Source organism: Streptomyces sp. NPDC048523 (assembly GCF_043199815.1).
In the GTDB taxonomy this organism is placed as follows: domain Bacteria; phylum Actinomycetota; class Actinomycetes; order Streptomycetales; family Streptomycetaceae; genus Streptomyces.
Window position 1 is genome coordinate 613,886 of sequence record NZ_JBICWQ010000003.1, and the last position, 26,525, is coordinate 640,410.

Sequence of the window (26,525 nt, forward strand, 5' to 3'; positions counted from 1 at the left end):
AACTGTGCGCCGGTCCTTCACCGCATGCCCTCTTGCCGTGCCGCGATCTTTGGGGTTTCTTGACCTTCATGGCGGACACCACGGACAACACAGTGACCGGTGCCGGTGAGGCGAACCCCCTGCCCCGCAAGTCCAGTTGGCGGTACATCGGCCCGGGGATCGTCGTCGCCGCGACCGGCGTCGGCGCCGGTGACCTGGTCGCCACGCTCATCGCGGGCAGCAACTTCGGCTACACCCTGCTGTGGGCCGCGGTGATCGGCTGCCTGGTCAAGATCTCCCTCGCGGAGGCGGCGGGCCGCTGGCATCTGTCCACCGGCCGCACCCTGTTCGACGGCTGGGCGAGCCTGGGCCGCTGGACCACCTGGTTCTTCGCCGCCTACGTGGTGATCTGGGGCTTCGTGTACGGCGCGGCGGCCATGTCGTCGAGCGCACTGCCGCTCCAGGCGCTGTTCCCGGACGTGATGGACCTCGAATGGTGGGCCATCGCCTGCGGTCTGGTCGGCCTGGTCTTCGTCTGGTTCAACAAGTACGCCGTCTTCGAGAAGGTCATGACGGTCCTGGTCGGCGTCATGTTCGTGGTGACGGTGTACCTGGCGATCAGGGTCACCCCGAACCTGGGCGACGCCTTCGCGGGCCTGCTGCCCGTCCTGCCCGACGAGAAGGACTCCGTCCTCAACACCCTCGGCCTGATCGGCGGCGTCGGCGGCACGATCACCCTCGCGGCGTACGGCTACTGGGTCAACGCCAAGGGATGGACCAACACCGGCTGGATGAAGGTGATGCGCCTGGACAACCGGGTCGCCTACATCACCACCGGCATCTTCGTCGTCGCCATGCTCTTCGTCGGCGCGGAACTGCTGCACAGCTCCAACGTGGCGATCGCGAGCGGCGACAAGGGGCTCGTCCAGCTGAGCGACATCCTGGAGGACGAGTACGGCTCGGCGACCGCCAAGTTCTTCCTGATCGGCTTCTTCGCCACGTCCTTCACCTCGCTGATCGGCGTCTGGCACGGCGTGAGCCTGATGTTCGCGGACTTCGTGGCGCGCTACCGCGGCCGCGAGGGCGCGGCGGGCTCCGGCCAGGAGGTCGCGTCCGGCTCCCGCGAGCGCTCCTGGCCCTTCCGGGCGTATCTGCTCTGGCTGACCTTCCCCCCGATGGTCCTGCTCTTCCAGGGCCAGCCCTTCCGTCTGGTCATCCTCTACGGCGTCCTCGGCGCTGCCTTCCTGCCCTTCCTGGCCGGCACCCTGATGTGGCTGCTGAACACCTCCCGCACGCCCAGGGAGTGGCGCAACGGCTCCCTGAGCAACGCGATGCTGGCGATCGCGGGCCTGCTGTTCCTGGTCCTGTGCGTGAAGCAGATCTGGGACCAGCCCTGGTCGGAGTTCTTCTAACTGCCGCTCCACCACAGGGCGTCGAGCGCCATCTTCCGCATCTGGGCGATGGTCAGCGCGGGGGTCTTGCGGGTCGCGGGCTCCATCTGGGTGCCGGCGTTGAAAGCACTGATCACCACGCGTTTGCCGTCGGCGCGCATGGTGTCGACGGTCCACATCACCTGGTCGCCCCGGTCTCCGGGGCCCTGTTTGACGGCGACCCGGGTGCCGTCGGGCAGGGTCTCGGAGTTCGAGCCGAAGAGGTCACCGGCCGAGTCCAGCATGTCGGGCTGCACATTGACCTGGACCATGCTTTGGCCCTTGCCGTCGTCGACCACGGCGTAGGCGTAGTCGCCGTCGTCGCTGCTCTTGCCGGTCACCTTCAGGCCCTTGGGCAGCAGGGCCAGCAGATGGGTGCGGGCGTGCAGGTCGGAGCCGGGGAGCTCCGGGTCGGGCAGGGGCGCGGGGAGGGCGTTCGCGACGGTGCGCCACTCCTTCGCCGCCGCCAGCCGGGTCAACCGGGCCGGGTCCAGCGGGGGATCGGTCCGGGTGGCGGGCTTGCCCTTCTCGGCGGCCGCGTTCCACTCGCTCACGGTGATGTGCTGCCCGGTCGGGGTGACCAGCTCGGCGGACCAGAACTTGGTGTCCACCCGGCGGTCGGGATACTCGTAGCCCTGGAGCACGGTGACCACGGAGCCGTCGGCGAGCCGGCTCGTCCTGCAGGCGTCGTACGGGATGAACACCCGGTCGGGGCACTGGGCCGCCTGCCGGGCCTGTGTACCGCCCGGCTGCACCCGGCCCACGCTGACCCCGATGGCCGCGGCGCCCTTGCCGTCGTCGAAGACCAGCCCGGCGGACGGCGAGGGCACCTTCAGCTTGTGGGTCGGCTCGGTGCCCTGCCCGCGCTCCTCGCTGAAGTCGCCCTTGGGCAACAGGCGCTTGAGGATCTCGATCATCTGTTTGTCGGTCGTGTGCGTGGCCGTGACGCTCGGCTTCGGCTTCGGCTTGGCGGAGGCCGTCACGGACGACGGCACGGCCTCCGTCGCCGTACCGCCCGGCCGCAGGACCAGCGCCCCGCCCACGCAGGCGAGCACGACGCTCGCGGCGCCCCCGGCGACGGCGGCCCGCCGCACGAACCGCTTGCGCCGGCCGAGCACCGCGCCCCGTGCGGCCAGGGCCGTGCGGTCGGTGTTGAACCCGCCGCCGGTCTCGTGCAAAGCGGCGGCGAACCGCTCCTCGAAGGGGTCTGTGTGCTGGTCTGCGGGCATGGGAAACCACCGTTCCGGGTCGGACGAATCGGTCGGACGAATCGGTCGGACGAAAGCGAAGTCGGAGGGCCGGCCGGTCAGGGCCGGGCGTAGGCGCCGATGTCCTCGCCGAGGAGCCCGCGCAACTGCTTGAGGGCTCGGGTGCAGCGCGTGCGGACGGCTGCCGCGCTGGAGTTCAGGACACCGGCGGTCTCCTCGATGGAGCGGTCCTCCCAGTAGCGCAGGACGACCACGGCCCGGTCCTTGGCGGGCAGCCGCGCGAGGGCGTCGAGCAGCGTCAGCCGCAGGGGCGTGTCGACACCGGCGGCGGCCACCTCCGGCAGGACGTCGGTCGCGCGCTCACCGCTGCTGCGGCGGCGCCGATGGGTCAGGAACACCCGGACCAGGACGGTCTGCGCGTACGCCGCCGGGTTGCCGACGTGGGAGATCCGGCTCCAGCGGACGTAGATCCGCCCGAGCGCCTCCTGCACCAGGTCCTCGGCGAGATGAGTGTCACCCGCGGTCAGCAGACACGCCGACCGGTACAGGTGTCCGGCCCGGGCAGCGGCGAACTCCGCGTACTCGTCCGCGCGGGCCTGTCTCATGTGTTCCCCCTGGTGCTGTGCGCCCGGCTGTAAAAAGAGGTCCTCACTTCACCGACGCGGTGGGGCGGGGAGAATGTTTCACATGACCTGCGAGCAGTCCACGACGCAAGGGAACGGATGCCGATGACGACCCCGCCGCCGCCGGGCTTCGGCCCGCCACCGCCCCCCTCGGCCTTCGCCTCTCCGCCGCCCCAAGAGGTGCCCGCGGGCCCGGAGTTCATGGCCGTCGACCGCCACAACTCCATCGTCGTCGACTCCGCGGGCGTCGCCTTCGAGGACCACGGGCGCTCGGCCGAGTTCTCCTGGCACGAGATCCGCAGCGTCCACTACAAGGCCGGCCCGAACGGCAAGACCTTGATGATGGCCGTCGTCCACCTCGACGGCCGCTTCTACGAGTGCGTCGTCGACGCGCGGAGCCGGGACACCCTGGGTCAGTGGTTCGCCCAACTGGCACCGGTCCTCGGGTACTACCAGCCGCTGGCGTGACGGTGGACGCGGAGCTCCAGATCCACGAGGTGCGGAGCGCGACGGCGACGGGGGTGACGGTCGTCGTGCGCTGCCTCCGCGGCCCCGTCCGCCCAGGCGCCCGCTTCTCGCTGGTCCGCGACACACGGGCGCCGATCGATCTGACGGTGACGAGCATCGTGCGCTACAACCGCCCGGACCACACGGTCGACCCCGGGCACTCCGCCCTGGTCACGCTCCGCGGCACGGGTGCGCGGGAGCTGCGGCCGACGATCGGGGAGACGGGCCGGGAAGTCATGGCGGTCGTCCAGGGCGCCAACCCGGCCGCGTCCTGACCGACGGCTACGGCAACCCGTGCACGTGCGGGCCCACCGTGCCCGACCAGGCGTTGCCCGCCGACGCGTCCCAGTTCGTCGACCAGGTCATGGCGCCGCGCAGGTCCGGGTAGGTCTTCGACGGCTTGAAGGAGCCGCATCCCGTGCCCTTCGTCAGGCAGTCCAGCGCGTTGTTCACCACGGAAGGCGCGACATAGCCGCTGCCCGCCCCGCTCGTGGACGCCGGCAGGCCCAACCCCACCTGGGACGGGGACAGTCCGCCCTCCAGCTGGATGCAGGCCAGGGCGGTCAGGAAGTCCACCGAGCCCTGGGAGTAGACCTTGCCGTCGCAGCCCAGCATCGAACCGCTGTTGTAGTACTGCATGTTGACGACCGTGAGGATGTCCTTCACGTTCAGCGCGGTCTGGAAGTACGCGTTGGACGTCGACTGCATGTCGATCGTCTGCGGTGCCATCGTGAGGACGAGACCCGAGCCCGCCTTCGCCGCGAGAGAGCGCAACGCCTGGGACATGTACGTCGCGTTGAGCCCGTTCTCCAGATCGATGTCGACGCCGTCGAAGCCGTACGTCTGCATTAGCGCGTACACCGAGTTCGCGAAGTTCGCCGCGGACGTCGGATCGCTCACCGAGACCGTGCCGTTCTGGCCGCCCACGGAGACGACGACCTTCTTCCCGGCCGCCTGCTTCGCCTTGATGTCCGCCTTGAACTGGTCGACCGTGTACCCGCCGAGCCCCGCCGAGTCGAGGGTGAAGGTCACGGCACCCGGAGTCGTCGTCGCGTCCGCGAACGCCACCGCGATGATGTCGTACTGCGACTGCACGGCCGACAGCTTCTGGACCGTCGCCCCGTTGTTGAAGTTCTGCCAGTACCCGGTGAGAGCGTGCTTGGGCACCGTGCCGCCCCCGCCGCCCGTGGAAGCGGTCGTCGTCCCCGTCACCGCGCCCGACTTCACTGACTCGCCCGCCGAGTTCACCGCCGTGACCTGGAAGCTGTACGACGTCGACGCGGCCAGCCCCGTCACGGTCGCCGAGGTCCCGGTCACCGCGGTGACCTTTGTGCCGTTGCGGTAGACGTTGTAGCCCGTCGCGCCCGAGACCGTGTTCCAGGCCAGGGAGACGGACGACGAGGACGTACCGGAGACCGCCAGGCCGGTCGGTGCCCCCGGGACCGTGGGAGAGGGGTCACCCCCGCCGCCCCCGTCCGGGCCGTAGACCGACACGTCGTCGGCGAGGTAGGCGGCCTGTCCGTACCAGCCGTGCGTGTAGACCGTCACCGAGGTCGTCGAGGCGCCCGTGGTGAAGGTGGTCGTCAGCTGCTTCCAGGAGGCGGAGTCCGGGGTCCAGGCCGACACGTCCGTGGTGCCGGTGCCGGTCGCGCCCAGGTAGGCGTAGCCGCCCTGCACCCACGCGCTCAGCGTGTACGTCGAGTTCGGCTTCACGGCCACCGTCTGGACGCACTTGGCGTTGTCCTGCCCGGCCGGTGTCGCCTTCAGCGCGGCCGAGCCGCCGTGCACCGGGGAGGAGACGGTCGTACCGCTGCTCGCGGAACAGGTCCAGTTGGTCAGGCCGGACTCGAAGCCGGCGTTCTTCGCGTTGTTGACGTCCGCGGCCGAGGCGGGGCCCGCGAAACCCAGGGCGAGGGCCGCGGTGACGGTGGTGGTCCAGAACCGTCTTCTGCTGAGTATGGGCATGACAAGAGAGTTGGTCCAGACCAATACCGCTGTCAAGGAGGGCGTCGCGATGAATGCACAACCGGCCTTTCTCCGGCCCGCGCACGTGGCAAGTGCGCCCCATCTGGGCAGGAATGGACCGCTATTGACACGTTACGCAGGCCAGGAAGTCACAGAATCGCTGTTCTCCGGCCATGGAGCCGTGGTTACAGTGCTCAGGTAGTCACGCAGTGAAGTCGATCGGGTGCGCCGGAGTGATCCGTCGGGCCCACGGGCATGGGATACGGGGAGCTGCGCGTGCCAACTGCCATCGCGGTGACCGGCACCGACATGGCGCTGCCGGCGCAGGACGAGCGGACCCTGCCCGCCGTCGTGCTCGACGGCCTGGACCGGCAGCCGCTCGACCACTCGCTCGCCGCCCTCCAGACCCTGATCGACCAGCACGGACATGTGGTCGTCGTGTACTCCCGTGCCGTGCCCCCGGCGGTGGACCAGCGGCTGCGTACCGTGCGGTCCCTCCTGGAGAGCGACCGGATCGCCCTGTTCCAGCCCGAACTGCCACCCCTCGCGACCGCCGTCCTGGCCCGCCAGTTGAGGCAGCTCGCCTCCTGCGACCTCAGCCCCGGCGTGCTCGCCTCGGCGGGCCGGCTGCTCACCCACTACCTCCACGCGGGCGCGCTCCTCGGCTCCGTGGCCAAGCTCGACCGGGTCCCCGTCGGGCTCAAGTCGCACGCCAAGTCCTGGGTGCCGGGAAGCCAGTTCGCCGTGCTCGCCCACCCGCAGCCGCAGCTCGTCAGGCTCGCCCCGGACGCCACGCTCGCCGGCCCGGAGTTCGCCACCTCGATGCTCGTCGCCCGCGGCCAGCTCCAGTCCGACTGGGTCTCCGGGAGCCTCGCCACCTCCTGGCGGATCCAGGGGCTGCGCGAGACCCCGCTGCCCGCCGAGTCCGCCGAGTGGTGGGGCACCGGCAAGCTGATCGAGTTCTGCACCTTCCTGCCCGACCTGTCCGTCCTCTACCAACTCGTCACCTCGGTACGGCAGAACATCTGTCACTGGTGCGGCATCGACGTCATCGGCGACCGCTGCGTCTTCTGCTCGGCCACCGCACCCGTGACGCCCGCCTCCGCGCAGCAACAGCAGCAACAGCACGCCCAGCACCAACTGCCCGCCGGGTGAGCCGCACCGGATCGCCCCCGTCCCCGATTCCGCTCGACCGAGCCCCCCAACGAGGTTGTACGGTTCATGAACTCCCGTCAGCGCCGCGGCGTGATACTCCTGCTCCTGTCGGTCCTGGGCGCCCTCGCGGCCTTCGCCGGCGTGCTCTCCGTCATCGACGACGTGAAGTCCAAGGTCGGCCCCGAGGTCACGGCGTACGAGGTCCGCAAGAGCATCCCGCCGTACACCCGGCTCACCGCGGACCAGTTCAAGAAGACGGAGATGCCCGAGCGCTGGCTGTCGGCGAACGCGGTCACCGATCTCGCGGACATCCGCGACAAGATCGCCGTGACGACCCTCAAAGCGGGCTCGCTGCTGCAGAGCGACATGATCGTCGATCAGCCGGCCCTGCGGCCCGGGCAGCAGGAGGTCGCCATCATGATCGACGCGGCGACCGGCGTCGCCGGCAAGATCACGGCAGGCTCCGCGGTCAACGTCTACGCCACCTTCGAGGGGCAGCGCGAGGGTGACCCCGACCTGTCCAAGGTCATCGTGACGAACGCGCGGGTCCTCGACGTCGGGGAGATCACCGCCCTCGAACCCGACGCCGACAGCCGCACCCGCGGGGCCACCGACGCCGTCCCTATCACCTTCGCGCTCTCCGCCCTCGACGCCCAGCGCATCACGTACGCCGAGTCCTTCGCCAAGCGCGTCCGGCTCGCCCTGGTGGCACCGGGCGAGACCGGCACCATCCCGGAGCAGGACCGCACGTACGAACTCGCGAAGGACAAGTGAGAGGCCGCCATGCCCACGAGGATCCTTCCGGCCGTCGGCGACGCGGACGCGGTCCGCTCCCTCACCACGCTGCTCAGCCAGCTCCCGGACGCCGAGCCCGTCGCCCCGGTCACCGACTCCACGCAGCTCATCGACACCCTCGCGCGCCTGGCCTCCGAGTCGATCGACGAGCTGCCCGAGGTCGTGGTCGTCCACGAGCGGATCGGTCCCGTGCCGGCCCTGGAGCTGATCCGTGAGGTCGCCCTGCGCTTCCCGGCCGTCGGCGTCATCCTCGTCACCTCCGACGTCAGCCCCGGCCTCTTCCAGGCCGCCATGGACTACGGCGCCCGCGGCCTCATCGCCCTCCCGCTCGGCTACGAGGAGCTCGCCACCCGGGTGCACGCGGTCGCCCAGTGGTCCACGGGCGTACGACGGCACCTGGGCGCCGTCACGGACGTGTTCACCGGCGTCGGCGGCACCGTCGTCACGGTCAGCGGCGCGAAGGGCGGCGTCGGCGCCACCACCACCGCCATCCAGCTCGCCCTCGCCGCCCAGGCCTCCGGCCGCACCACCGCCCTGCTCGACCTGGACCTCCAGACCGGCGACGTCGCCTCCTACCTGGACGTCCAGTTCCGCCGCTCGGTCGTCGACCTGGCCACCATCACCGACATCTCCCCGCGTGTCCTCGCCGACGCCGTCTTCCCCCACGACACCGGCCTCGCGCTGCTGCTCGCCCCCGGCGAGGGCGAACGCGGCGAGGAGGTCACCGAGCGCGCCGCCCGCCAGATCGTGAGCGCCCTGCGCTCCCGCTACGAGGTCGTCGTCGTCGACTGCGGCGCCCAGCTCAGCGGGGCCGGCGCGGCGGTCGTGGAGATGGCCGACACGGCCCTGCTGGTCACCACCCCGGACGTGGTCGCCGTACGCGGCGCCAAGCGTGCCGTGCGCATGTGGGACCGCCTCCAGGTCCGCAAGGCCGAGGAGACCACGGTCGTCGTCAACCGGCACAGCCGCGGTACGGAGATCCAGCCCGCGCTCATCCAGAAGATCACCGGCACGGGCGTCGCGGCGACCGTGATCCCGGCGAACTTCAAGGAGCTCCAGGGCGCGGTGGACGCGGGCCGGGTGCACGAACTCGACGCCAAGGGCACGGTCAAGCAGGCCCTGTGGACGCTCGCCGGTGAACTGGGCCTGGTCAAGGGCACGGAGACGAACTCCCATCGCAACGGCGGCCGGGAGCGCGGCGCGCTGACCTTCCGGCGACGCAAGGAGCTCGGCAGATGAGCCCGCGCCGGGACGAGGGACAGGTGACGATCGAGTTCCTCGGGATGACCCCGCTGATCCTGATCACGCTGGTGCTGATGTGGCAGTTCGTACTGCTGGGGTACACGTTCTCGCTCGCGGGGAATGCTGCGGACGAGGCGGTACGGGCCGCGACGGCGGCGGCGCCGGGGGAGCGGGAGGCCGCGTGCGAGCAGGCGGGACTGGACAAGCTGCCGGGCGCCTGGAGCGGCCGGGTGAACTGCAGCACCGGCGGCGGCTATGTCACGGCCGATGTCCACCTCGACGTCCCCGTCCTGTTCCCGGGTGCGATCGCCTTCCCCTTCCAGGTCGACGGCCACGCTGGCGCGGTGGAGGAGGACAAGGACTGAGATGTCGTACTCCCCGAAGAGCACGCGTGACCGCGGTCAGGTGGCCCTCGAATACCTCGGCTTCATCCCGATCCTGATCCTCGTCGCCATGGCGGGCGTCCAGATCGGGCTGATCGCCTACACCGCCCAGCAGGCCGGTACGGCGGCCAGGGCCGGGGCGCGGGCCGCCTCGCTGGACCTGAGCGCGCAGGACGGCTGTGTGAACGCGATCAGCGACTGGCTGTCCGTCGACTGCGCCGAGGGCGGAGGCGGCGACTCGGTCACCGTCACGGCCACCGTGCAGATCCCGTCGATCGTCCCCGGCTGGAGCTTCGATCCCGCCGTCAAGACCGCCACCATGCCGCTCGACCACTGAACGAGGTACCCCATGAGTCTGCGGTCCCGCATCAACACCCCCGAGGAGAACGGCAGCCGGGGCGAGGACGGCCACCTCGTCTCCTCCTACCGGGCCAAGCTCCTGGAGGAGATCGACCTCGCGGAGATGAGCGCACTGGCGGCGGCCGAGCGCCGGGCCCGCCTGGAGCGGGTGCTCGGGCACATCATCAGCCGTGAGGGGCCGGTCCTGTCGACCGTCGAACGCTCGCAGCTGATCCGGCGGGTGGTCGACGAGGCACTCGGCCTCGGCATCCTGGAACCGCTGCTCGAAGACGCCTCCATCACCGAGATCATGGTCAACGGCCCGGACTCGATCTTCGTCGAACGCTGCGGCCGCGTCGAGCAGTTGCCGCTGCGCTTCCCCTCCCACGACCAGCTGATGCAGACCATCGAGCGCATCGTCTCCACGGTCAACCGGCGCGTGGACGAGACGAACCCGATGGTCGACGCGCGCCTGCCGTCCGGCGAACGCGTCAACGTCATCATCCCGCCGCTCTCCCTGACCGGCGCGATCCTCACGATCCGCCGCTTCCCCCGCTCCTACACGCTGCAGGAACTGGCCGGCTTCGACTCGCTCGACGAGAACATGCTGTACCTGCTGGCGGCCCTGGTGCAGGCGCGCTTCAACATCATCGTGTCGGGCGCGACGGGCACGGGGAAGACGACCCTGCTCAACGCGCTGTCCGGGCTCATTCCGGAGGGCGACCGGATCATCACCATCGAGGACTCGGCCGAACTCCAGCTCCAGCAACGGCACGTGGTGCGGCTGGAGTCGCGGCCGCCGAACGTGGAGGGCCAGGGCAGGGTCACCATCCGCGACCTGGTCCGCAACTCGCTGCGCATGCGCCCCGACCGGATCGTGGTCGGCGAGGTCCGTGGCGGCGAGTCCCTGGACATGCTCCAGGCGATGTCGACGGGCCACGACGGCTCCCTCGCCACGGTCCACGCCAACAACGCGGAGGACGCGCTGATGCGGCTGAAGACCCTGGCCTCGATGTCGGAGGTGGAGATCCCCTTCGAGGCGCTGCACGACCAGATCAACAGCGCGGTCGACGTGATCATCCAGCTCACCCGGTTCGCCGACGGCGCCCGCCGGATCACCGAGATCGCCCTGCTCGACAGCCACGGCGCCGAGCCGTACCGGCTGGCCACGGTGGCCCGCTTCGACGCGCAGCCCATGGCGGCGGACGGCCGGATCTACGGCCGGTTCGCGTACTTCCCGCTGCCGCGCCGTGCCGTCGACCGCCTCTACATGGCGAGCCAGCCCACCCCCCAGGCGTTCGGGGTGGCCCAGTCCGCGGCCCAGTTGGCCATCCGAGAAGCCAGGTAGGACCCACCCCATGGACCTGCAGACCCTCGTCACGCTCACCGTCGGCGCCACCTTGCTGACGTGCGCCCTCGCCGTCGTGGGCGTCCACGTCTACGCCAAGGGGCGGGCGCAGCGGGCGGCACTGGTCGACCGGCTGTCGGCCGCGGGCCAGGTGCCGTACACCGGCCGCCGCCGGCACTTCCGGGACCTGGACCGCAGGCTGCGCCGCACCCGGCTCGGCCGGCAGCTGGAACTGCGGCTGGCGGCGACCGGGTTGGACGTGACGCCGGGCGAGTTCTTCGCCGCGATGATCGGACTCGTCGGGGGCCTGTGGTTGGTCGGACAGGCGGCCCTGGCGCCCTTCTTCGGCCCGCTGGCCGGCCTGGCGGGCGTCTGGGCGGCGGTGCAGTTCCTCAACTGGCAGCGCCAGAAGCGCATCGAGAAGTTCATCAACCAACTCCCCGAACTGGCCCGCATCCTGGCCAACGCCACCCACGCCGGTCTCGCCCTGCGCACCGCGATAGGCATGGCGGCGGAGGAACTGGAAGCACCGGCAGGGGAGGAACTGGCCAACGTGGCCAACCAGTTGGCGGTCGGCGTGTCGATGGAGGACGCGCTCGACGAGATGGCGAAGCGACTGCCGTCCAGGGAGCTGGTGGTCCTGGTGACGACCCTGGTGCTGTCGAGCCGGGCGGGCGGCCAAGTGGTCAGCGCCCTCAGGAACCTGACCGAGACGCTGGAGGAACGCAAGGAGACCCGGCGCGAGGTCCGCACCCAGCTCTCCCAGGTGAGCATGACGTCGTACGCGGTCCCGGTCCTGGGCGTCGGCTCGCTGTTCCTGATGAACGGCGTCAAGGACGGCGCGCTGGAGCGGATGACGGGCTCACCGCTGGGCCAGGGCGCGGTGATCATCGCGTTCGCCCTGTACGCGGTGGGATTCATCCTGATCCGCCGCCTGTCACGGATCGACGTCTGAGAGGGGGGGCGGCTGTGATCGGTATCGGACTGGCCCTGTTGATGGCCGTGAGCGTGTGGGGCGTCTTCGCCGGCATCCGCATGTACCGGGCGGAGGCGAAACTGCCGAGCGACCTGGTGCTGGCACTGGAGGTCGGATCGACCCGCACCGGCGCGGTCGACTCCCTGATCGACCGCATGGGCATGCGGTACGCGCCGGCGGTCCTGCGTCTGATGGGCCCCAAACAGGTGGCGAAATACCGCCGCAAGATCGACCTGGCGGGCAACCCGGGCGGCCTGACCATCCACCGCTACGCGGCCCGCAGGGCGGTCTACGGCTTCCTCGGCGCCCTGGGCTTCCTGGTCTTCCTCCTGCGCGGCCAGATCCTGGTGGCCCTGCTCCTGCTGGCCTTCGGGGCGTTCTGGACGGAGGTCGGCATCTGGTCGGCGATCCGGGTCAGGAAGGACGTCATCGAGCGCACGCTCCCCGACTTCCTGGACGTGCTGGCGGTGGTGGTGAGCGCGGGCCTCGGCTTCCGCCAGGCACTGGACCGGGTGGCCTCCAAGTACGAGGGCCCCTGGGCCGACGAACTGCGCATCACGCTGCGCCAGATGGACCTGGGCATGAGCCGCCGCCAGGCCTTCGCGGAGCTGCGCCGCCGCAACGACTCCGAACAGGTCGCGATGTTCGTGACGGCGCTCCAGCAGGGCGAGGAACTGGGCGCTCCCATCGTGGACACCCTGGTCTCCCTGGCCAAGGACATGCGCCGCACGGACGCCCAGAACGCCCGCCGCAAGGCCGCCCGCGCGGTCCCCAAGGCCACCATGATGATCACCACCTTCATGGTCCCGGCCACGATGCTCCTGCTGGCCGCGGGACTGCTGCTCGGCTCGGGCACCGATTTCGGCACGATCACGGGGAAGTAGGGACCGGGCGATGCCGATGACGGATGCGCGCAGGAACAGCCATCCCGCCTCAGGCCGGGTGGGTCCCTCCGACGTGCCCGCACTGGACATCCAGGTCAACGCCCTGCAGGCGATGTGCCGCCAGGTCTTCGGCTTCCGCCTGGCGATGATCGCCCTGGCCGCCCCCGCCGCCCTCCTCAACGCGGGTCCCGGCCTGGGCACCCGCCTGGTCGGCGCGGCGGTCGTCGTCACCTTCATGGTGTCGTACGCCCTCTTCAGGGACTGGGAACGCTTCGGCCCCCTCCTCCTGCGCCACCCCACCCTCCTGGCCGCGGACACCCTCTTCGGCAGCCTCCTGCTGATCTCCGCGGGCCCGGACACCACCCTCGCGTACGTCAGTGTCTGCACCCCCCTCCTCGCCGGCATCGCCTACAGCTGGCGAGGCGCCGCGGTCTTCGCGTCCCTGCAGTCCCTGATCCTGCTCCTGGCCCAGACCGCCCTCCCGCACCCGAACACGACTCCCGCCGACATCCTGCTGCTCCCGGGTTTCTGCGTGATCACGGGCGCGGTCGGCTCCACCCTGCGCAACCTGCTGCTCCGCTTCGGCACCGCGACCCAGGCGCTCACCGCGATGAAGGCCCGCCTCGCGGTGACGGAGGCGGTCGGCGAGGAACGGGCCCGGCTCGCGCGGGAGATGCACGACTCGGTGGCGAAGACCCTGCACGGCGTCGCCCTGGCGGCAGAGGGCCTGGCGGCGTCGGCGGCCGCCCCCGCCCCGGACCCGGCCCTGCTCAAACAGCAGGCCGAGCTGGTGGCCCGAGCGGCCCGCAGAGCGGCGACGGAGTCCCGCGAACTCCTCACCGACCTGCGCCGGGACCCGGCCCCCACCACGGACGTACTCGAAGAACTGGCGGCCCGCACGCGGAACTTCAGCGCCCGTACGACCCTCCAGGCGACCTACCGGGCCCCCACCCACTCCCACCCCGCGCTCGCCGTCCCGCACCCCGTGGCCCGCCAGCTCCTCACCATCACCGAGGAGGCGATGGAGAACGCCCACCGGCACGCCGAGGCCACGCGCGTCGACGTCACGGCGGACGTCGACCCCGACCAAGAACTGCTCAGCATCAGCGTCCAGGACGACGGCCGCGGCCTCCCCCCGGACACCACCCTCGACGCACTGCGCCGCTCCGGCCACTTCGGCCTGGTCGGCATGGTGGAACGCGCCGAGTCGGTGGGCGCCCGTATCCACATCGGCGGGGGCACGGACGCGAAGGGCACGGAAGTGCTCCTGCAACTGCCCTTGCCACCGCCGCGGGCGGACGGATGACTACCGGGCCGGTGATGGTTGGACCGGTGACAGCCGGACCGGTGACGGCTGGACCGATGCGAGCCGGACCCATGACGGCTGGACCGATGCGAGCCGGACCGGTGACCGCCGGACCGACGACCCCCGCACCCCACCCGAGAGGAGGCCGTGACATGCCGGACGACGACCCCCAGCACCCCACCCCACCGATCGCGCTGTTCCCGACGGCCCCGGTCACCCCCGTCCGGATCGTCGTCGCCGACGACAACCCGGTGGTCCGAGCGGGCCTCACCGCCCTCCTCACGGGCCGCCCGGACATCACGGTCGTGGCGGAGGCGGCGGACGGCCGCGAGGCGTACGAGGCCGCGAGCCGGCACCGCCCGGACGTGGTCCTCCTGGACGTCCGGATGCCGGGCGTGGACGGCATCTCGGCGCTCCCGTACCTGGTACCGATCGCCCCGGTGCTGATGCTGACGTACAGCGGAGAACCGGAGACCGTCCAGGAGGCGCTGCGCCGGGGAGCCGACGGCTACCTCGTGCACGGCGAGTTCACCGCGGACCAGCTCGTCCTGGCCGTACGGGACACCGCGCGGGGCCGCACCCACCTCACGCCCACGGCGGCGACCGCCCTGCTGGCGCAACTACGCGATGCGAATGCACACGTAAGTCCGCATCTGCCGTACCCAGCAACGTCAATTGCTCTAAAGGGACTTTCGCAACTGCAACCATCTGTGGGACAGTCGTCATCGGACAGGTCGCGTTTCCAACTCAGCGCGAGGGAGGCGGAGATCATGGACCTCATCGCATCCGGCATGACCAACCAGCAGATCGCCGCCGCCTGCTTCATCAGCGAGAAGACGGTCAAGAACCACATCAACCGCATCTTCGCCAAGCTCCACAGCACGAGCCGCTCCGAGGCCGCCGCGAAGTGGCTGGGCACGGCCCCGAGTTCGGGCCGAGGGGTGGGGTGAGCCGTGTCCATGCGAGCTTGGGCCCGGATTTGGGCCCAGGGACCCTGCGCCGACCGGGATCCGAAGGTCTACGTTCCGGTGGTCGATGGCGGCGACACCGAAGGGTCTCACGATGAGCAACCGGTTCAACGACGACAAGGGTCAGACCGCGGTCGAGTACCTGGGCATCATCGCGGTGGTGGTGGCGATCGTGCTGGCGATCACGGGGACGGACATCGGCCAGGCCATCTACGACGCGATTGTGGACAAGATCGACGAGGTCATCGGCGCCTGACGCGGGCCCCTCGGCACGACGACGCAGGGCAGGCTTTCCCCATCTACATCACGGTGGTGGCGGGCCTGCTCTTTCTCGCGTTCGCCTTCCTGGCCGTCGGTCAGGCCGGGGCGAACCGGAACGGCGCCCAGACGGCGGCCGACGCGGCGGCGCTGGCGGCGGCCCTGGACACGCGGGACAAGCTCACCGACAAGTGGGTGGAGAACGTCCTCGATCCGACCAAGTGGCAGGACATCTTCGACGGCCTGGGGGTGCCGTTCGACGGCTGCCCACGGGCGGACCAACTGGCCGCGCAGAACGACGCCACGGTCACCTGCACGGCGCTGTCGGGGATGCCCCCGGGCTACGAGGTCGAAGCGACGACCAACAAGACCGTCGGTGATTCCATCGTCCCCGGCACCGAGAACAAGAGGTCGGTACAGCAGGCCACTGCCGTGATCGAATCGGCCTGCACATTCGAACTGCCGGGAGTGGACGCCGACGCGGACGCCGATGCCGACGCCGACGCGGACGCCGACGTGCTGCCGACGCTCACGTGCGACGAACGCGAATGGACTCTGGACCCGACGGATCTCAAGGATCTCCCGAAGCCCGAGGATCTCTTCGACGTGCATCTGGCCGACTGACAAACCAACCACGAGTGGTGAAGGAAGCGCAGTGATGAGCATTCGGTTCACGGCGAAGGCCCGCAGGGGGATGGTCGCGCTGACGATCGCGGCCGGTCTGGCCGTCGGCGTGGCCGGCTGCGGCGGTGGAGGCGACGACAAGAAGCCGGAGGCGTCCGCGTCCGCATCCAAGAGCGGCAGTTCCGGCGCGAGCACCCAGGAGGGCACGGACGAGCCCGTCGCCGAACTCAAGGGCGAGGACGGGCTCGTCCTCCGGATCGACTCCGTGCAGCGGGACTCCGGCGGATTCCTCACGGTGAGCGGCGAGATGAAGAACGACGGCGACAAGGCGGCCCGCGTCTCGGTACGGACGGCGGGCGACGAGACCGAGATCATCAGGCACGGCTCGTCACTGGGCGGAGCGACTCTGGTCGACTCCAAGTCCAAGAAGCGCTACTACGTTCTGCGCGACACCGACGGCCGGCCCCTGACGACGACGGGCATGCCGAGGATCGATTCGGGCGCGTCCATCCCGGTGTTCATGCAGTTCCCGGCCCCCCCGACGAACACCACCGACGTCACCTTCCAACTCCCCACCTTCGCCTCCGCCACCATCCAGATCTCCGGGTGAGGCACCCCATGACCACCGCTCCCCGCCTCGCCCTCACCCTGACCGCGGCCACGCTCCTCACGGCCGTGTTCCTCCCCGCCGCGCAGGCCGACGACGGCCCCAGCGTGCCGCCGGGCACCGAGCCCTCCGCCACCGCACCCGTCGAGGTGGACCCCAACGACCCGGACCTGAAGCTCCCCGAGGGCGCCACCCTCGCCGAGCCGAAGGTCCTGGACATCAAGCAGGTCGTGGAGGACCAGAGCGGCGACGAACGGCGTGAGGACACGAACGCGGACGTGAAGTTCGCCCTGCAGGCAGAGGTCCTGTTCGGCAAGGACAGCGCGAAGCTGAACGGCGAGGCGAAGGCCCGTATCTCCGCGATCGCGGCGGAGATCAAGAACCAGCACGCCACCCGGATCCGCGTCTTCGGCTTCACCGACGACCTCGGCAGCTACGCCCACGGCCGCACCCTCTCCCGGCAGCGCGCCAACGCCGTACAGGACGTCCTGGACCAGGAGTTGAAGGACTCCGGGATCACCTACGAGGTCCGCGGCTACTCCGAGGACTACCCGATCGCCTCCAACTCGACGGAGTCGGGCCGCAAGAAGAACCGACGGGTCGAGGTGTCCTTCCCGCGGGGGGAGAACTGACCGACCGCTCGGCCGTGTTCAGTGACCGGTGCATCCTCGTGGCCCTCACCAGGTCACCGGCAGCTCGTAGACGCCGTAGACGATGCCGTCGTCCTTGAAGGGGATCCTGTCGAGGTCGGTGGCCCGGCGCAGGGTGGGGATGCGGCGGAAGACGGTGTGGTGGACGACCTGGAGTTCCAGGCGGGCCAGGGGCTGGCCCAGGCACTGGTGGATGCCGAAGCCGAAGGCCATGTGGCGACGGGCGTCGCGGCGGACGTCGAGCCGTTCGGGCTCGGGGAAGACGGCGGACTGCCAGTTGCCCGTGGCGCCCGGCATGATGACGCCTTCACCGGCGCGGATGGACCGGCCACCGACCTCCAGGTCCTCCAGGGCGAGCCGGCGCTGGCCGTTGTGGACGACGGTCAGATAGCGCAGCACCTCGTCGGCGGCGGACGCCAGGACCTTCGGGTCGTCGGTGTCGCGGACGACGGCGAGCTGGTCGGGGTGTTCCAGGAACGCGAGGATGCCCAGGGCCAGCATGTTGGCGCTGGTCTCGTGCCCGGCGCCGAGCAGCAGGACACCCAGCATGGTGGCGTCGTGGTGGGTGAGATCACCGGTGCGTACCCGAGAGGCCGGCTCGGAGAGCATGTCGTCGGCGGGGTCGGCGAGTTTCGCGTCGATCTGGCCGCCCAGGTACTGGTAGATCTCGCCGAAGGCGGCCCGAACCGCTTCGGCGGTCACGTCCCGGCGGAGCGCCACCTTGCTGTTGGCCTGGAAGAAGTCGTGGTCCTCGTACGGGACACCGAGCAGCTCGCAGATCACCAGCGACGGCAGCGGGAGCGTGAGTGCCTCGACCAGGTCGACCGGCCTGGGCCCGGCCAGGATCCGGTCGATCAGGTCGTCGGTCATCCGCTGGACGGCCGGGCGCAGGGCCTCGATACGTTTGACGGCGAACGAACCGGTGACCATCCGGCGGATGCGCGCGTGGTCGGGGTCGTCCATGTTGAGGAAGGACGGCGGGTTCTTGGCGGCGGTCTCCCGGAAGGCCTCGTTCAGGTAGGGGAAGCCCGCCCGGGTGGTGTCGACGCTGAGGCGCGGGTCGCCGTACAGGGCCCGCTGGTCCTCGTAGCGGGTGACGAGCCAGTGCACGCTGCCGTCCCACAGCCGGACCCGGGAGACCGGCTCCTCGGCGTGCAGTCTCATCATCGCCGGGGGCGGAGCGAACGGACACCCGGCCGCCCGGGGCATCGGGAAGTCGGGAACGGCCTCGTCCTGCGTGTCGGCAGGGGTGTGGGTCATGACACTCCTCGGTGGGGGGAAGGAAGCCGAGGACATCGCACCCCGCGAACCTGACAACTCCCCGTCAGACGGCTGACGGATGGCTGATTGGCCGGATCCGGAGAGGTGCCTGTGCCCAATACTGGGCGTATGCGAGAGCAACGGCTCTACGACTCCTCCCTGTCTGTGTCGTCAGGGTCGAAATCCAGCCGAGGCCGGGAAGGTCATCCCGCCACGGTGATACTTTTTACTCGCTCACCGCAAATCGATTCGCGTAACAAACCGAAAGCCCCGAAAGGCGAGGGGCGGCAGCGAACAACGGGGGATACGGCATGTCGGGCGGCACGGACATCGAGGATCCGGCGGCACTGAACCGCGCGGGCACCGGCGCGCAGGAGATGGCGGGACGGACACGAACCGCCGGCGCCCACCCGGTGGACGAGACCCGCTCGGCATCCAAGGACTTCGGCAGCGGCAACTGGAACGGCGGCCTCGGCGCAGCGCTCAGCGGCCTGGCGGAGACCTGGTCGAGCCAGGTCTCGGCGCTCGCGTCCACGTGCGAGGGCCTCTCCCGCCAGTGCGGCGGCTCGGGCCTGCTCTACCAGAACACCGAGACGGCGAACACGCAGACCATGCGCTCCCTGTCCGGCAAGCCGTCACCGTTCGGCTGACGCTGACGCTGACGCGATCCCACCACCGCCATCTGCGATCACCACACCACGGGGACCACCACAGCCATGCCGACGTACGAGCAGCTGTACCACCTCAACCTCAGCAACCTGAAGGCCGCGGCCGACCGCTGGCGGGAGACGGCCACCAAGTTCAAGGGCCTGCACAGCGCGTACGGCGACGAGGTCGCGGCGCCCTTCAAGCAGGCCGGCTGGCACCAGCCCGTGCTGACGGCGGCCAAGGCGGACAGCGATGTCCGCGCCGCCCACCAGGAGTTCGAGGACGCCCAGAAGGAGGCGGAGGGCATCGCCGGTGTCCTCGCCTCATTCCACGGCGCTTTGAAGAAGGCCAAGGACGACCTCATCCACCTCTCCGAGGTAGCGGCCCCGAAACAGGAGCTGCACGTCAGCGCCACCGGCGTCGTCACCCCACGCAACGACGCCAACCAGCAGACCTGGGCCCACCACGACCCCGACGGCCAGGCCCTCATCCGCGAACAGCAACAGGCCTGCGACGCCTTCGCCCGCCGCATCGAAGCCGTCCTCCAACAGGCCGCCGACGCCGACGAAACAGCATGCTGGGCCCTGCGCCGCGACCTGGGCGGCAACACGGCCAACTTCAACTCCAAGGTCGTCATGTCCCTCGACGCGGCCGATGCTTCACGTGCCCTGGACCTGGCTAAAAAGGGCTCGGACATGTCGGACAAGGAGCTCAGGCAGCTCAACGAACTGCTGCGGGCCAACAAGGGAGACCAAGAGTTCGCCGAGAAGTTCGCCACCGGTTTGGGTGGCCGAGGCACCTTGGCGTTCTGGGCAGACATGGCGGATCCCGCCGGGCAGTACGGCGCGGCCCGGCCAGAGCGGGAACAGCTGCTGAAGGAGCTTCAGAAGGACCTCGGGGACACCCTGGGGACCGCCACCCAGTCCGACAGCAAGGAAATGCAGGACTGGAAGAAGGAAGTCATCAGACTCGGCCCGAAGCCGCTCGGTATCGATGACGCCGGCAACCCGGCCGGATTCCAGGTGATGAGCAGCCTGATGCGGCACGGAAAGTACGAGCCTCAGTTCATGGAGGACTACGGCAAGGCTCTCATCGCCACCGACAAGTCGTTCGGCAAGGACGTCGAGGCTGACTGGTTCGGTGACAACGGCGTCGGCAAGCTGAACTACTTCGGCAGCAACGAAGGCAGCACCGACCCCATGACCGGCTACATGGAGGGCCTCGGTCGCTGCCCTGAAGCAGCGACGAAGATCTTCGGAAACGAGGAGTACTTCGACTACCTCACCGACGATCGGAAATGGTTCCAGGACCAGGAGTGGCCGGCCTTCGACCCGGAGACCGGCGAACGGATTCCAGCTCCCATCACCGGCTACAACCAACTGGGTCATGCCTTGGAAGCGGCCACGACCGGGCACCCCTATGACGAAGCGCCGCCGAAGGACCTCCCTGCGCACACAGACCAGCAGGCCGAGATCATGCAGAAGATCGTCCAGGGCGTCTCCAAGGATCCGGACATGGCTCGGGACGGGATGGACGACAGTCTTGGCCGGATGAGCGCCGAGTACATGCCGGATTTCAGCAGGGCCATGGCCAGCGACAAGTCGCCAGACGGAATGTCCCTGTTCCCGCTGGAGGGAACACAGGCGAACTTCGGCGAACAAGATGCGGCAAGGTTCCTCATGACGGTCGGCAAGAGCCCCGAGGGGTACGCCGCAGTCAACCTCGGACAGACCGCCTATGCGGCAAACCTGTACGACTACCACCTCAAGCACCCGGACGCCTATGCGCCGGACACGGACGAAGCCCTGAAGAACATCGCTCACTCGTCGGGTGAGATCCAAGGAGCTATCGCCGTCGGCCGCCAGGAGACGGAAATCGGGGATGCCGTGGAGGCCGACAAGGAGTACAACGACGCCTTGGAACGCAACGGAGCCTGGGCGTCCGGCATGGTGGGTACCGGTATCGGAGTCGGTACGTCCTTCATCGCGACGCCTGCCACGGGAGCCGTTGTGGGCGGTGTGGCCACCACGATCAGCGGGGACATCATCAGCCAGATCGTCGATGGCAAGGAGCAGGACAGCACCGGCAAGGTCGTCTACAGCACCGGCCAGGACTGGCAGCACGTCAAGGACTCCACCGCGCAGGTGAACCAGGACGCCGTGCAGGCGGCGATTGAGGCCCACGGAACCTCGCACACCCAGAACTTCAACAGCATCATCGCCAGCGAGACAACCGCGGGAATTGTCGAAGCGCAGGCCAACCTGTCCGGATACGGGCGGGACCTGGGCGCGGAAAGCAGAGACTGATGAAAACTGTAGTGGTAGTGGCAACCAGTGTTGTCGCCCTGGCTGGTTGCCTCGTGGGAGGGTTCTTCGCCGGAAGGGCATTGCCCGGTCCTGAGAAGGCCCACCTCGACAGCCGCGACATCTGCGCCGGCGACGACTTCCAGAATCAGCTGGTCTCGTTCGAGCGCATCCTGCCACAGGGGAAGAACTTCGCATCCTCGGCCAGTTCGCGCAGCAGTGACATTGCCGACGAACTGAACTCGACCTGCCGTATCTCAGTTGACGGCGAGAGTGTCTTCTACCTTGAGAGCCAGACCGTCACCATGTCTGCCGACACATGGGAGAAAGGCCTCTTGGCGGACGGGGTCGTCAACAGGGACGGGCTCAAGTCGTTCAAGGCCGGGACCCGAGCGCTTTCGTCGCCCAACGCGGCAGCGATCTACCTCAACTGCACACGCAAGGATTCCCAGGGCCGGGCCATGGCCCTGAGTATCGATGTCTCAGCTCGAGGCCCGGCAGTCTCCAAGACCGGTGACCACCGTCAGGATCTGGCCGAGATCGCGGTACAGGCAGCCCGTGTGGCCGCTCTGCCGACTCAATGCAAGTCCGTCGATCCGCTACCGGAGGGCACACTGCCTGCACTGGATTGACGGTTGCCGGGGGGGTGACGCCGGCAATTCTTGCGGGGTTCCGACACTGGGCTTCGGTGTCGGGCGCCTCCAGATGCCCACCGGCAGGCGACAGCGAACTCACGGTCCAGGAGCAACTGAGACCACGACCTCCGAGTCTGCTGGGAGCGCGAAAGGGCCGCACCTCGAGCTGAGGGCGGCGAGAAGCGGGTGGTGCGGCTGCGATCCGTCCGGCAGCGAGCTGTGCGCCGAATCGGCGCGGGTGAGGTTGGGCAGGCGGGCGATGTTGAGCACGGCAGCTGGAAGTAGGCTGCCTCAGGCTCGGCTTGGTCACGGGGGCCGGCGCGCCTGGGGGTGATTGATCTGATAGTTCGTCATGGACCTGCGGCTGATGCATCGGTGGCTCGCCGAGCAGGCAGGGTTCTGGGGTTGGTCGGCGCCGCTGCGGTTGCGCTGACGGCGGTGCTGTTGTCGCCTTTCGTGCTGGAGGCGCTTTCCGGCTCCAAGGGCGTGGACTGGAACAGGCTGAGTGAGATCGGCGCGGCGTACGGCTTCACGTCGGCGATCGTCTCGGCGCTGGCGTTAGCCGGTGTCGCTGTTTCCCTCGTCGTGCAGAACCGGCAGGCGAGGGCGGAATAGATTCAGGGGATCCGCAGCTACTACCTGGAGCTCGTCCGTCTGGAACTCGATGACATGCCGCTCTTCCAGCCCGTGTGGGGCGACACGGACATCGTCGATCCGCATGAGCAGAAGCGGCATGTCTACGCCGACCTCATGATGAACTACGCGTGGATGGGCTTCGAGATCGGGACCATTCGCGAGAGTCTGCTGCGGGACATGCTCGCCGGGATGTTCACCGGAGAGGCCGGCCGACATTACTGGCGCAGGGCTCACACGTCGTGGATCGCCAGTTCGTCGGGAAGCCGGGTCGGTCGCCGTTTCCTGGCCATCGTGAGTGAGGAGCACGCTCGGGCTGTCGCGTCCGGACCGCCGACTCGCTCGACCATTGCCTCCCCTCCGCCTGCCGTGCCGGCTGCGAGGGCGTCGCTCGCGCTGCGGACATCGGTAGGTGCCCTGATCGGTCTGGGCGCCGGCCTGGCGCTCGGGTCACTGCTGCGCAGCCGACGCTGAGGGTGCCGGCCGCAGACTGGATGATCAAGGTGTGGCTGGTGTGATCACGGCGTAGGAGCCGCCTTGCACAACACCGTTCCCTGGACTGGGCCGGCGCCAGTTCGGCACATTGGTGGCCGCCCTGCGGTGTGAGGGTGCCGATACGGTTCGCCGGGGGTGGCCTTGGAGTCCGCCCCGGGAGGAACCGGGCGCTATGGGCCGTGGCCCATCCGCGTACGAACTTGCCGATGCGCCAGCTGGCCCCGCTGTTCGGGGCCTCGAAGTCGGCGGCGGACCGGATCACAGTCCAGCTGGGCCCGCTGGTGTCCCTCCAGCCGCAACGCCGGTTCGCCAAGGACGCCGCGCTGACCGGGGCGGCACCCTGGTGCCCACCCGCGACCAAGAGGTGGCGGAACAGGAGAAGAAGTCCCCGGCCAGGGCGATGCTGACTGTCCCGACCGGAGTCTTCGCACCCTTCATCGGTGCCCTGAAGGACTGCTCCGCCGTCGCCGACTTTGCAGGGTTCCGGGACTGACTCACTTGGTTCGCCGAACCGTTGGCATGACCGGCTGCGGCTACTGCTGGGGCGGCCACTGGCCCTGAGGCGGGGTGGGCGGTTGCTGGTACGGATTGGCCTGCTGAGGTGAGACCGGCTGGTGGTACGGGTTCTGCTGCGGGTGGGGCTGCTGGCCGTACGGCGGGTAGCCGGAGGGAGTGCCAGGACCGGTGGGCTCGCTGTTGCCGTTCCTGTTTCGCCTGGATCGCTTCCCGATCAGGAGGGTGACCAGGCCGATGACAGCCAGGCCTACGACTCCGACAAGGGCCCAGATGATCACAGCGTTTCGGTCCGTCTCCTTCTCCTCGGATTCCCCCAGCGCGGACGCGGCAGGTTTCCCCTTCAGGGACTCCGGGACAGTCAGAGGGCCGTACTTCGAGCCGGCCGGGATGTTGTCCTTGAGGGCGGCGAGGGGCTGGATGATGCCGTAGCCGTAGCTCTTGTCCGGCAGGGGCAGACCCTTCTCCGAATCGGGCAGCGCCGCTGTCTTTACTAGACGGTTGGCGATCTGGCCTGCTGTCAGGTCAGGGAACTTGGATCGGAGGAGGGCTGCTGCTGCGGATGTGTAGGCGGTCGCATCCGATGTGCCGTCTCCTGCGTGATAGCCATTGCCAGCGCCGTTGGCGGAGACGATGTTGGTTCCGGGAGCTGTCAATGTGACATGAGGGCCCGAGTTGGATTTCTCCCAGACCTTCCCGTCGTTCGTCACAGCACCCACGCCCAGCGCGCCCGGTGAAGCTGCCGGGTAGCATTTGGACGAGTTGCCGTCATTACCTGCGCCGCCCACGACTAGGACATCGTGACTCAATGCATAGGCTACGGCTTCTGACGTCTTGTCCAACTCGCTCTGATCCGTGGAATAAAAGCATTGCGACACGTTGATCACAGATGCGCCGTGGTCAACGGCGTATCGAATGGCAACGTCCGTTCCCGGTCCGCCAGTGCCGTACTCTCGGATCGGTAGAATCTTCACCTCAGGCGCCAGGCCGATCACGCCATCATTTGTGCCGTGCCCATGGCCGGCGATGATGGATGCCATTGCTGTTCCGTGATTATCGCCTGAAGCTGGGGTCGCGCTACCCCCGTCCATGAAATCCTTGCCTTCAAGGACATTCCCTTGAAGGTCTACGTGGCTGGCGTTCACTCCGTCGTCGATAACGGCAACTGTGACGCCTTGTCCCTTGGAGAACTTCCACACGGATTCGGCATTGAGTGCCTTGAGTGCCCATTGATCTTCTCTGACCTGATCTGCTGCCGCGAGGGGAGCAGAGGCAAACAGAAACGCCCCGGCCAATGTGCTGCAGCCTGCTGTGCGAAGTGCCTGGGCGAAGCCCATTTGCCTGTCCTCTCTCCGGATGGTGAGGGGCTGACCCTGGACGCCCCTCACCATCCCGCCAACTGTGGCGTCCCGCGCCTTACTGCTCGATGACCCGAGGCGCCACGTTACGCTGCGGGGTCCAGGTCTCCTCATCCTCGACCAGATAGTCGGGACGCTCCCGCTCGCGCTGCTCTTCGTCCTTGGGGCGACCGCTACGGCCAATTGGTGTACCCGCGACTCCGCCCTTACGGACAGCGCCGGCTCCTCGGCCCGCGGCACCGCGGCTGTTGTGCAGGCCCGAGCCGCCAGCCGTTCCTCTGCCTGTGCCAGCACCCGCCTTGGGCGTTCCACCGCTGATGCCATCGGACTGGCGAGCCGAGCCTCCCGGGCGGGCGCTCCCGACCGCACCCGCACCCGCACCTGCTCCAGCGCGGCCGGGCGTGCCGCCCACGCCGGGCCGGCCGACCATCGCTCCGCGCGCCCCGGCTACGCCGCCGACGACGCCAGCGCCACCACCGACGCTGCCACCAGCGGATCCACCACCGACGCCGCCACCGCCACTGACCGTCGGCGTACCAGTGTGGCCACCGGAGATGCCGTCAATCGCCGTGCCTACATTGTGGATCGGTGCCGTCGATTGATGCGCTCCGCCGGTGATGCCCGAAGGCGCAGTCACCGACTTCGACTGGCTGATACTGCCAGTCTGGGCGTGCCGGGCGGTGTCTGCTGTCACTTTCTGCGGGCTTCGAGGCGAGGCGGCCGACGTAGTGGCCACCGGCGTGGGCGTAATGCCGCCGGGGTCCCCTGGGTAGTCCTTCTCGCTCTCAATCGGTGGCTTCCTATTCCACGACCCCATGGCCTTGGCCTGCGAGTTATAAGACGCCCCCAACGTCTCCATCTTCGCCGCCATGGCCAGCTGCGCCTCCCGCCCCGCAGACAGGTCGTCGTGATTGCGGTCGGCCACCTCCTGCGCGCCCATCCCGGCGGCGATGTCCTTCTTCATTCCGTTGTCGTTGCCGGTGAATCCGTCTCCTGCGGAATTGAGAAAGCTGGACACCCTCCCCGGCTTCTTCATCGCCAGGACGTCATCCTTGACCTTGCCCAGCGTGTAGGCGGCATTCGCCATGGCGAGCGACGTGTGCCCGGCATACTTCGCGGTGTCGCCGATGCTCTTGCTGACCTGCTTTGCCTTCGCGGCGAATCCGTCGGCGGCGGCCCCCTTCCAGTGTTCCTGGATGCGGGCGACCTCCTTCTCGAAGTCGCGCTGGATCGTGGTCAGTTGGGCCTGCACGCCCTTCCAGCCCGTGACGACGTCCTCCACGAGGTCCGGTCTGGCGTGGCGGACCATGGCCTTCATCTCGTCCATGTTCTTGCCGCCGGAGAAGGGTGTCGTGTGCTTCTCGTTGAAGCACATGTTCATCTCGACGTAGTCATAGTCGATGTACTTGTCGCCGTCAGCCACGGTTGTGTGC

The 26,525-nt window shown here is 68.9% G+C and carries 26 protein-coding genes and 2 pseudogenes; 22 read left to right on the plus strand and 6 right to left on the minus strand.

What is annotated here, in order from left to right:
- Window positions 1-68: 68 nt before the first annotated feature.
- Window positions 69-1,391: an Nramp family divalent metal transporter gene (locus ACGFWE_RS18665; protein WP_393600495.1), complete on the plus strand. Its 1,323-nt coding sequence runs from the start codon at window positions 69-71 to the stop codon at window positions 1,389-1,391.
- Here the strand turns inward: ACGFWE_RS18665 and ACGFWE_RS18670 are convergent.
- Complete coding sequence (locus ACGFWE_RS18670; RefSeq protein ID WP_393600496.1) at window positions 1,388-2,638, minus strand: hypothetical protein; 1,251 nt, start codon at window positions 2,636-2,638, stop codon at window positions 1,388-1,390. The two genes, ACGFWE_RS18665 and ACGFWE_RS18670, sit on opposite strands and share 4 nt — an antisense overlap.
- Window positions 2,639-2,715: 77 nt before the next feature.
- Entirely contained in the window at window positions 2,716-3,222 is a 507-nt protein-coding gene (locus tag ACGFWE_RS18675) for a SigE family RNA polymerase sigma factor (RefSeq protein ID WP_352388963.1), read from the minus strand.
- A gap of 123 nt (window positions 3,223-3,345) precedes the next feature.
- Here ACGFWE_RS18675 and ACGFWE_RS18680 point away from each other — a divergent pair, with 123 nt between their 5' ends.
- Window positions 3,346-3,708 carry a hypothetical protein gene (locus tag ACGFWE_RS18680; RefSeq protein ID WP_352388962.1) on the plus strand — a complete coding sequence of 121 codons (363 nt, stop codon included), beginning with the start codon at window positions 3,346-3,348 and terminating at the stop codon, window positions 3,706-3,708.
- On the plus strand, window positions 3,705-4,022 hold the full coding sequence (locus ACGFWE_RS18685) for a hypothetical protein (RefSeq protein ID WP_393600497.1): 318 nt from the start codon (window positions 3,705-3,707) through the stop codon (window positions 4,020-4,022). Before ACGFWE_RS18680 ends, ACGFWE_RS18685 begins: the two co-directional genes overlap by 4 nt.
- Before the next feature lie 7 nt (window positions 4,023-4,029).
- On the opposite strand, the gene ACGFWE_RS18690 is transcribed toward ACGFWE_RS18685, so the two are convergent.
- Window positions 4,030-5,712 carry a chitinase gene (locus ACGFWE_RS18690; RefSeq protein ID WP_393600498.1) on the minus strand — a complete coding sequence of 561 codons (1,683 nt, stop codon included), beginning with the start codon at window positions 5,710-5,712 and terminating at the stop codon, window positions 4,030-4,032.
- Window positions 5,713-5,967: 255 nt separating this feature from the next.
- Here ACGFWE_RS18690 and ACGFWE_RS18695 point away from each other — a divergent pair, with 255 nt between their 5' ends.
- The 14 genes from ACGFWE_RS18695 to ACGFWE_RS18760 all read left to right on the plus strand — a co-directional run bounded on the left by ACGFWE_RS18695 (window position 5,968) and on the right by ACGFWE_RS18760 (window position 17,229).
- A complete protein-coding gene (locus ACGFWE_RS18695) occupies window positions 5,968-6,867 on the plus strand; it encodes a hypothetical protein (protein ID WP_393600499.1) in 900 nt (299 codons plus the stop codon).
- Between the two features lie 66 nt (window positions 6,868-6,933).
- A complete protein-coding gene (gene cpaB, locus ACGFWE_RS18700; RefSeq protein ID WP_352388958.1) occupies window positions 6,934-7,641 on the plus strand; it encodes a Flp pilus assembly protein CpaB in 708 nt (235 codons plus the stop codon).
- A 9-nt stretch (window positions 7,642-7,650) separates the two neighbouring features.
- Window positions 7,651-8,901, plus strand: a complete 1,251-nt coding sequence (locus ACGFWE_RS18705) for a CpaE family protein (protein ID WP_393600500.1) — start codon at window positions 7,651-7,653, stop codon at window positions 8,899-8,901.
- Window positions 8,898-9,269, plus strand: coding sequence for a TadE/TadG family type IV pilus assembly protein (locus ACGFWE_RS18710; protein WP_352388956.1), 372 nt, complete (start codon window positions 8,898-8,900; stop codon window positions 9,267-9,269). Before ACGFWE_RS18705 ends, ACGFWE_RS18710 begins: the two co-directional genes overlap by 4 nt.
- Before the next feature lies 1 nt (window position 9,270).
- Window positions 9,271-9,624 carry a TadE/TadG family type IV pilus assembly protein gene (locus ACGFWE_RS18715; protein WP_393600501.1) on the plus strand — a complete coding sequence of 118 codons (354 nt, stop codon included), beginning with the start codon at window positions 9,271-9,273 and terminating at the stop codon, window positions 9,622-9,624.
- A 12-nt stretch (window positions 9,625-9,636) separates the two neighbouring features.
- Complete coding sequence (locus ACGFWE_RS18720) at window positions 9,637-10,974, plus strand: CpaF family protein (RefSeq protein ID WP_393600502.1); 1,338 nt, start codon at window positions 9,637-9,639, stop codon at window positions 10,972-10,974.
- Between the two features lie 10 nt (window positions 10,975-10,984).
- Window positions 10,985-11,929 (plus strand): type II secretion system F family protein, encoded by a 945-nt coding sequence (locus ACGFWE_RS18725; RefSeq protein ID WP_393600503.1) that lies wholly within the window; start codon window positions 10,985-10,987, stop codon window positions 11,927-11,929.
- Between the two features lie 17 nt (window positions 11,930-11,946).
- Window positions 11,947-12,834, plus strand: a complete 888-nt coding sequence (locus ACGFWE_RS18730; RefSeq protein ID WP_352389258.1) for a DUF5936 domain-containing protein — start codon at window positions 11,947-11,949, stop codon at window positions 12,832-12,834.
- A 16-nt stretch (window positions 12,835-12,850) separates the two neighbouring features.
- On the plus strand, window positions 12,851-14,140 hold the full coding sequence (locus tag ACGFWE_RS18735; protein ID WP_352389257.1) for a histidine kinase: 1,290 nt from the start codon (window positions 12,851-12,853) through the stop codon (window positions 14,138-14,140).
- Window positions 14,141-14,292: 152 nt separating this feature from the next.
- Window positions 14,293-15,090, plus strand: a complete 798-nt coding sequence (locus ACGFWE_RS18740) for a response regulator (protein WP_393600504.1) — start codon at window positions 14,293-14,295, stop codon at window positions 15,088-15,090.
- A gap of 112 nt (window positions 15,091-15,202) precedes the next feature.
- Window positions 15,203-15,364: a Flp family type IVb pilin gene (locus tag ACGFWE_RS18745; protein ID WP_249125848.1), complete on the plus strand. Its 162-nt coding sequence runs from the start codon at window positions 15,203-15,205 to the stop codon at window positions 15,362-15,364.
- Window positions 15,361-15,990 (plus strand): pilus assembly protein TadG-related protein, encoded by a 630-nt coding sequence (locus tag ACGFWE_RS18750; RefSeq protein ID WP_393600814.1) that lies wholly within the window; start codon window positions 15,361-15,363, stop codon window positions 15,988-15,990. The genes ACGFWE_RS18745 and ACGFWE_RS18750 overlap by 4 nt, the downstream gene beginning before the upstream one ends.
- Window positions 15,991-16,024: 34 nt before the next feature.
- Window positions 16,025-16,600, plus strand: a complete 576-nt coding sequence (locus tag ACGFWE_RS18755) for a hypothetical protein (RefSeq protein ID WP_393600505.1) — start codon at window positions 16,025-16,027, stop codon at window positions 16,598-16,600.
- Window positions 16,601-16,608: 8 nt separating this feature from the next.
- A complete protein-coding gene (locus tag ACGFWE_RS18760; protein ID WP_393600506.1) occupies window positions 16,609-17,229 on the plus strand; it encodes an OmpA family protein in 621 nt (206 codons plus the stop codon).
- A gap of 45 nt (window positions 17,230-17,274) precedes the next feature.
- Here the strand turns inward: ACGFWE_RS18760 and ACGFWE_RS18765 are convergent, their stop codons facing one another.
- On the minus strand, window positions 17,275-18,507 hold the full coding sequence (locus tag ACGFWE_RS18765; RefSeq protein WP_393600507.1) for a cytochrome P450: 1,233 nt from the start codon (window positions 18,505-18,507) through the stop codon (window positions 17,275-17,277).
- A gap of 311 nt (window positions 18,508-18,818) precedes the next feature.
- Between ACGFWE_RS18765 and ACGFWE_RS18770 the strand changes: the two genes are divergently transcribed.
- The 5 genes and pseudogenes from ACGFWE_RS18770 to ACGFWE_RS18790 form a co-directional block, all read left to right on the plus strand.
- Window positions 18,819-19,157, plus strand: coding sequence for a hypothetical protein (locus ACGFWE_RS18770; protein WP_393600508.1), 339 nt, complete (start codon window positions 18,819-18,821; stop codon window positions 19,155-19,157).
- 66 nt (window positions 19,158-19,223) lie between these two features.
- Window positions 19,224-21,461 (plus strand): hypothetical protein, encoded by a 2,238-nt coding sequence (locus ACGFWE_RS18775; RefSeq protein WP_393600509.1) that lies wholly within the window; start codon window positions 19,224-19,226, stop codon window positions 21,459-21,461.
- Window positions 21,461-22,090: a hypothetical protein gene (locus ACGFWE_RS18780; RefSeq protein WP_393600510.1), complete on the plus strand. Its 630-nt coding sequence runs from the start codon at window positions 21,461-21,463 to the stop codon at window positions 22,088-22,090. The genes ACGFWE_RS18775 and ACGFWE_RS18780 overlap by 1 nt, the downstream gene beginning before the upstream one ends.
- Before the next feature lie 489 nt (window positions 22,091-22,579).
- Window positions 22,580-23,200 (plus strand): annotated as a pseudogene (locus tag ACGFWE_RS18785) (DUF6082 family protein).
- An 85-nt stretch (window positions 23,201-23,285) separates the two neighbouring features.
- Window positions 23,286-23,603: pseudogene (locus ACGFWE_RS18790) on the plus strand (IS5/IS1182 family transposase); the annotation flags it as partial.
- A 151-nt stretch (window positions 23,604-23,754) separates the two neighbouring features.
- Here ACGFWE_RS18790 and mycP read toward each other — a convergent pair.
- Together mycP and ACGFWE_RS18800 are read right to left on the minus strand one after the other, a co-directional pair.
- A complete protein-coding gene (mycP, locus tag ACGFWE_RS18795; RefSeq protein ID WP_393600511.1) occupies window positions 23,755-25,071 on the minus strand; it encodes a type VII secretion-associated serine protease mycosin in 1,317 nt (438 codons plus the stop codon).
- Window positions 25,072-25,150: 79 nt separating this feature from the next.
- Window positions 25,151-26,515 (minus strand): hypothetical protein, encoded by a 1,365-nt coding sequence (locus ACGFWE_RS18800; protein WP_393600512.1) that lies wholly within the window; start codon window positions 26,513-26,515, stop codon window positions 25,151-25,153.
- Window positions 26,516-26,525: the final 10 nt, after the last annotated feature.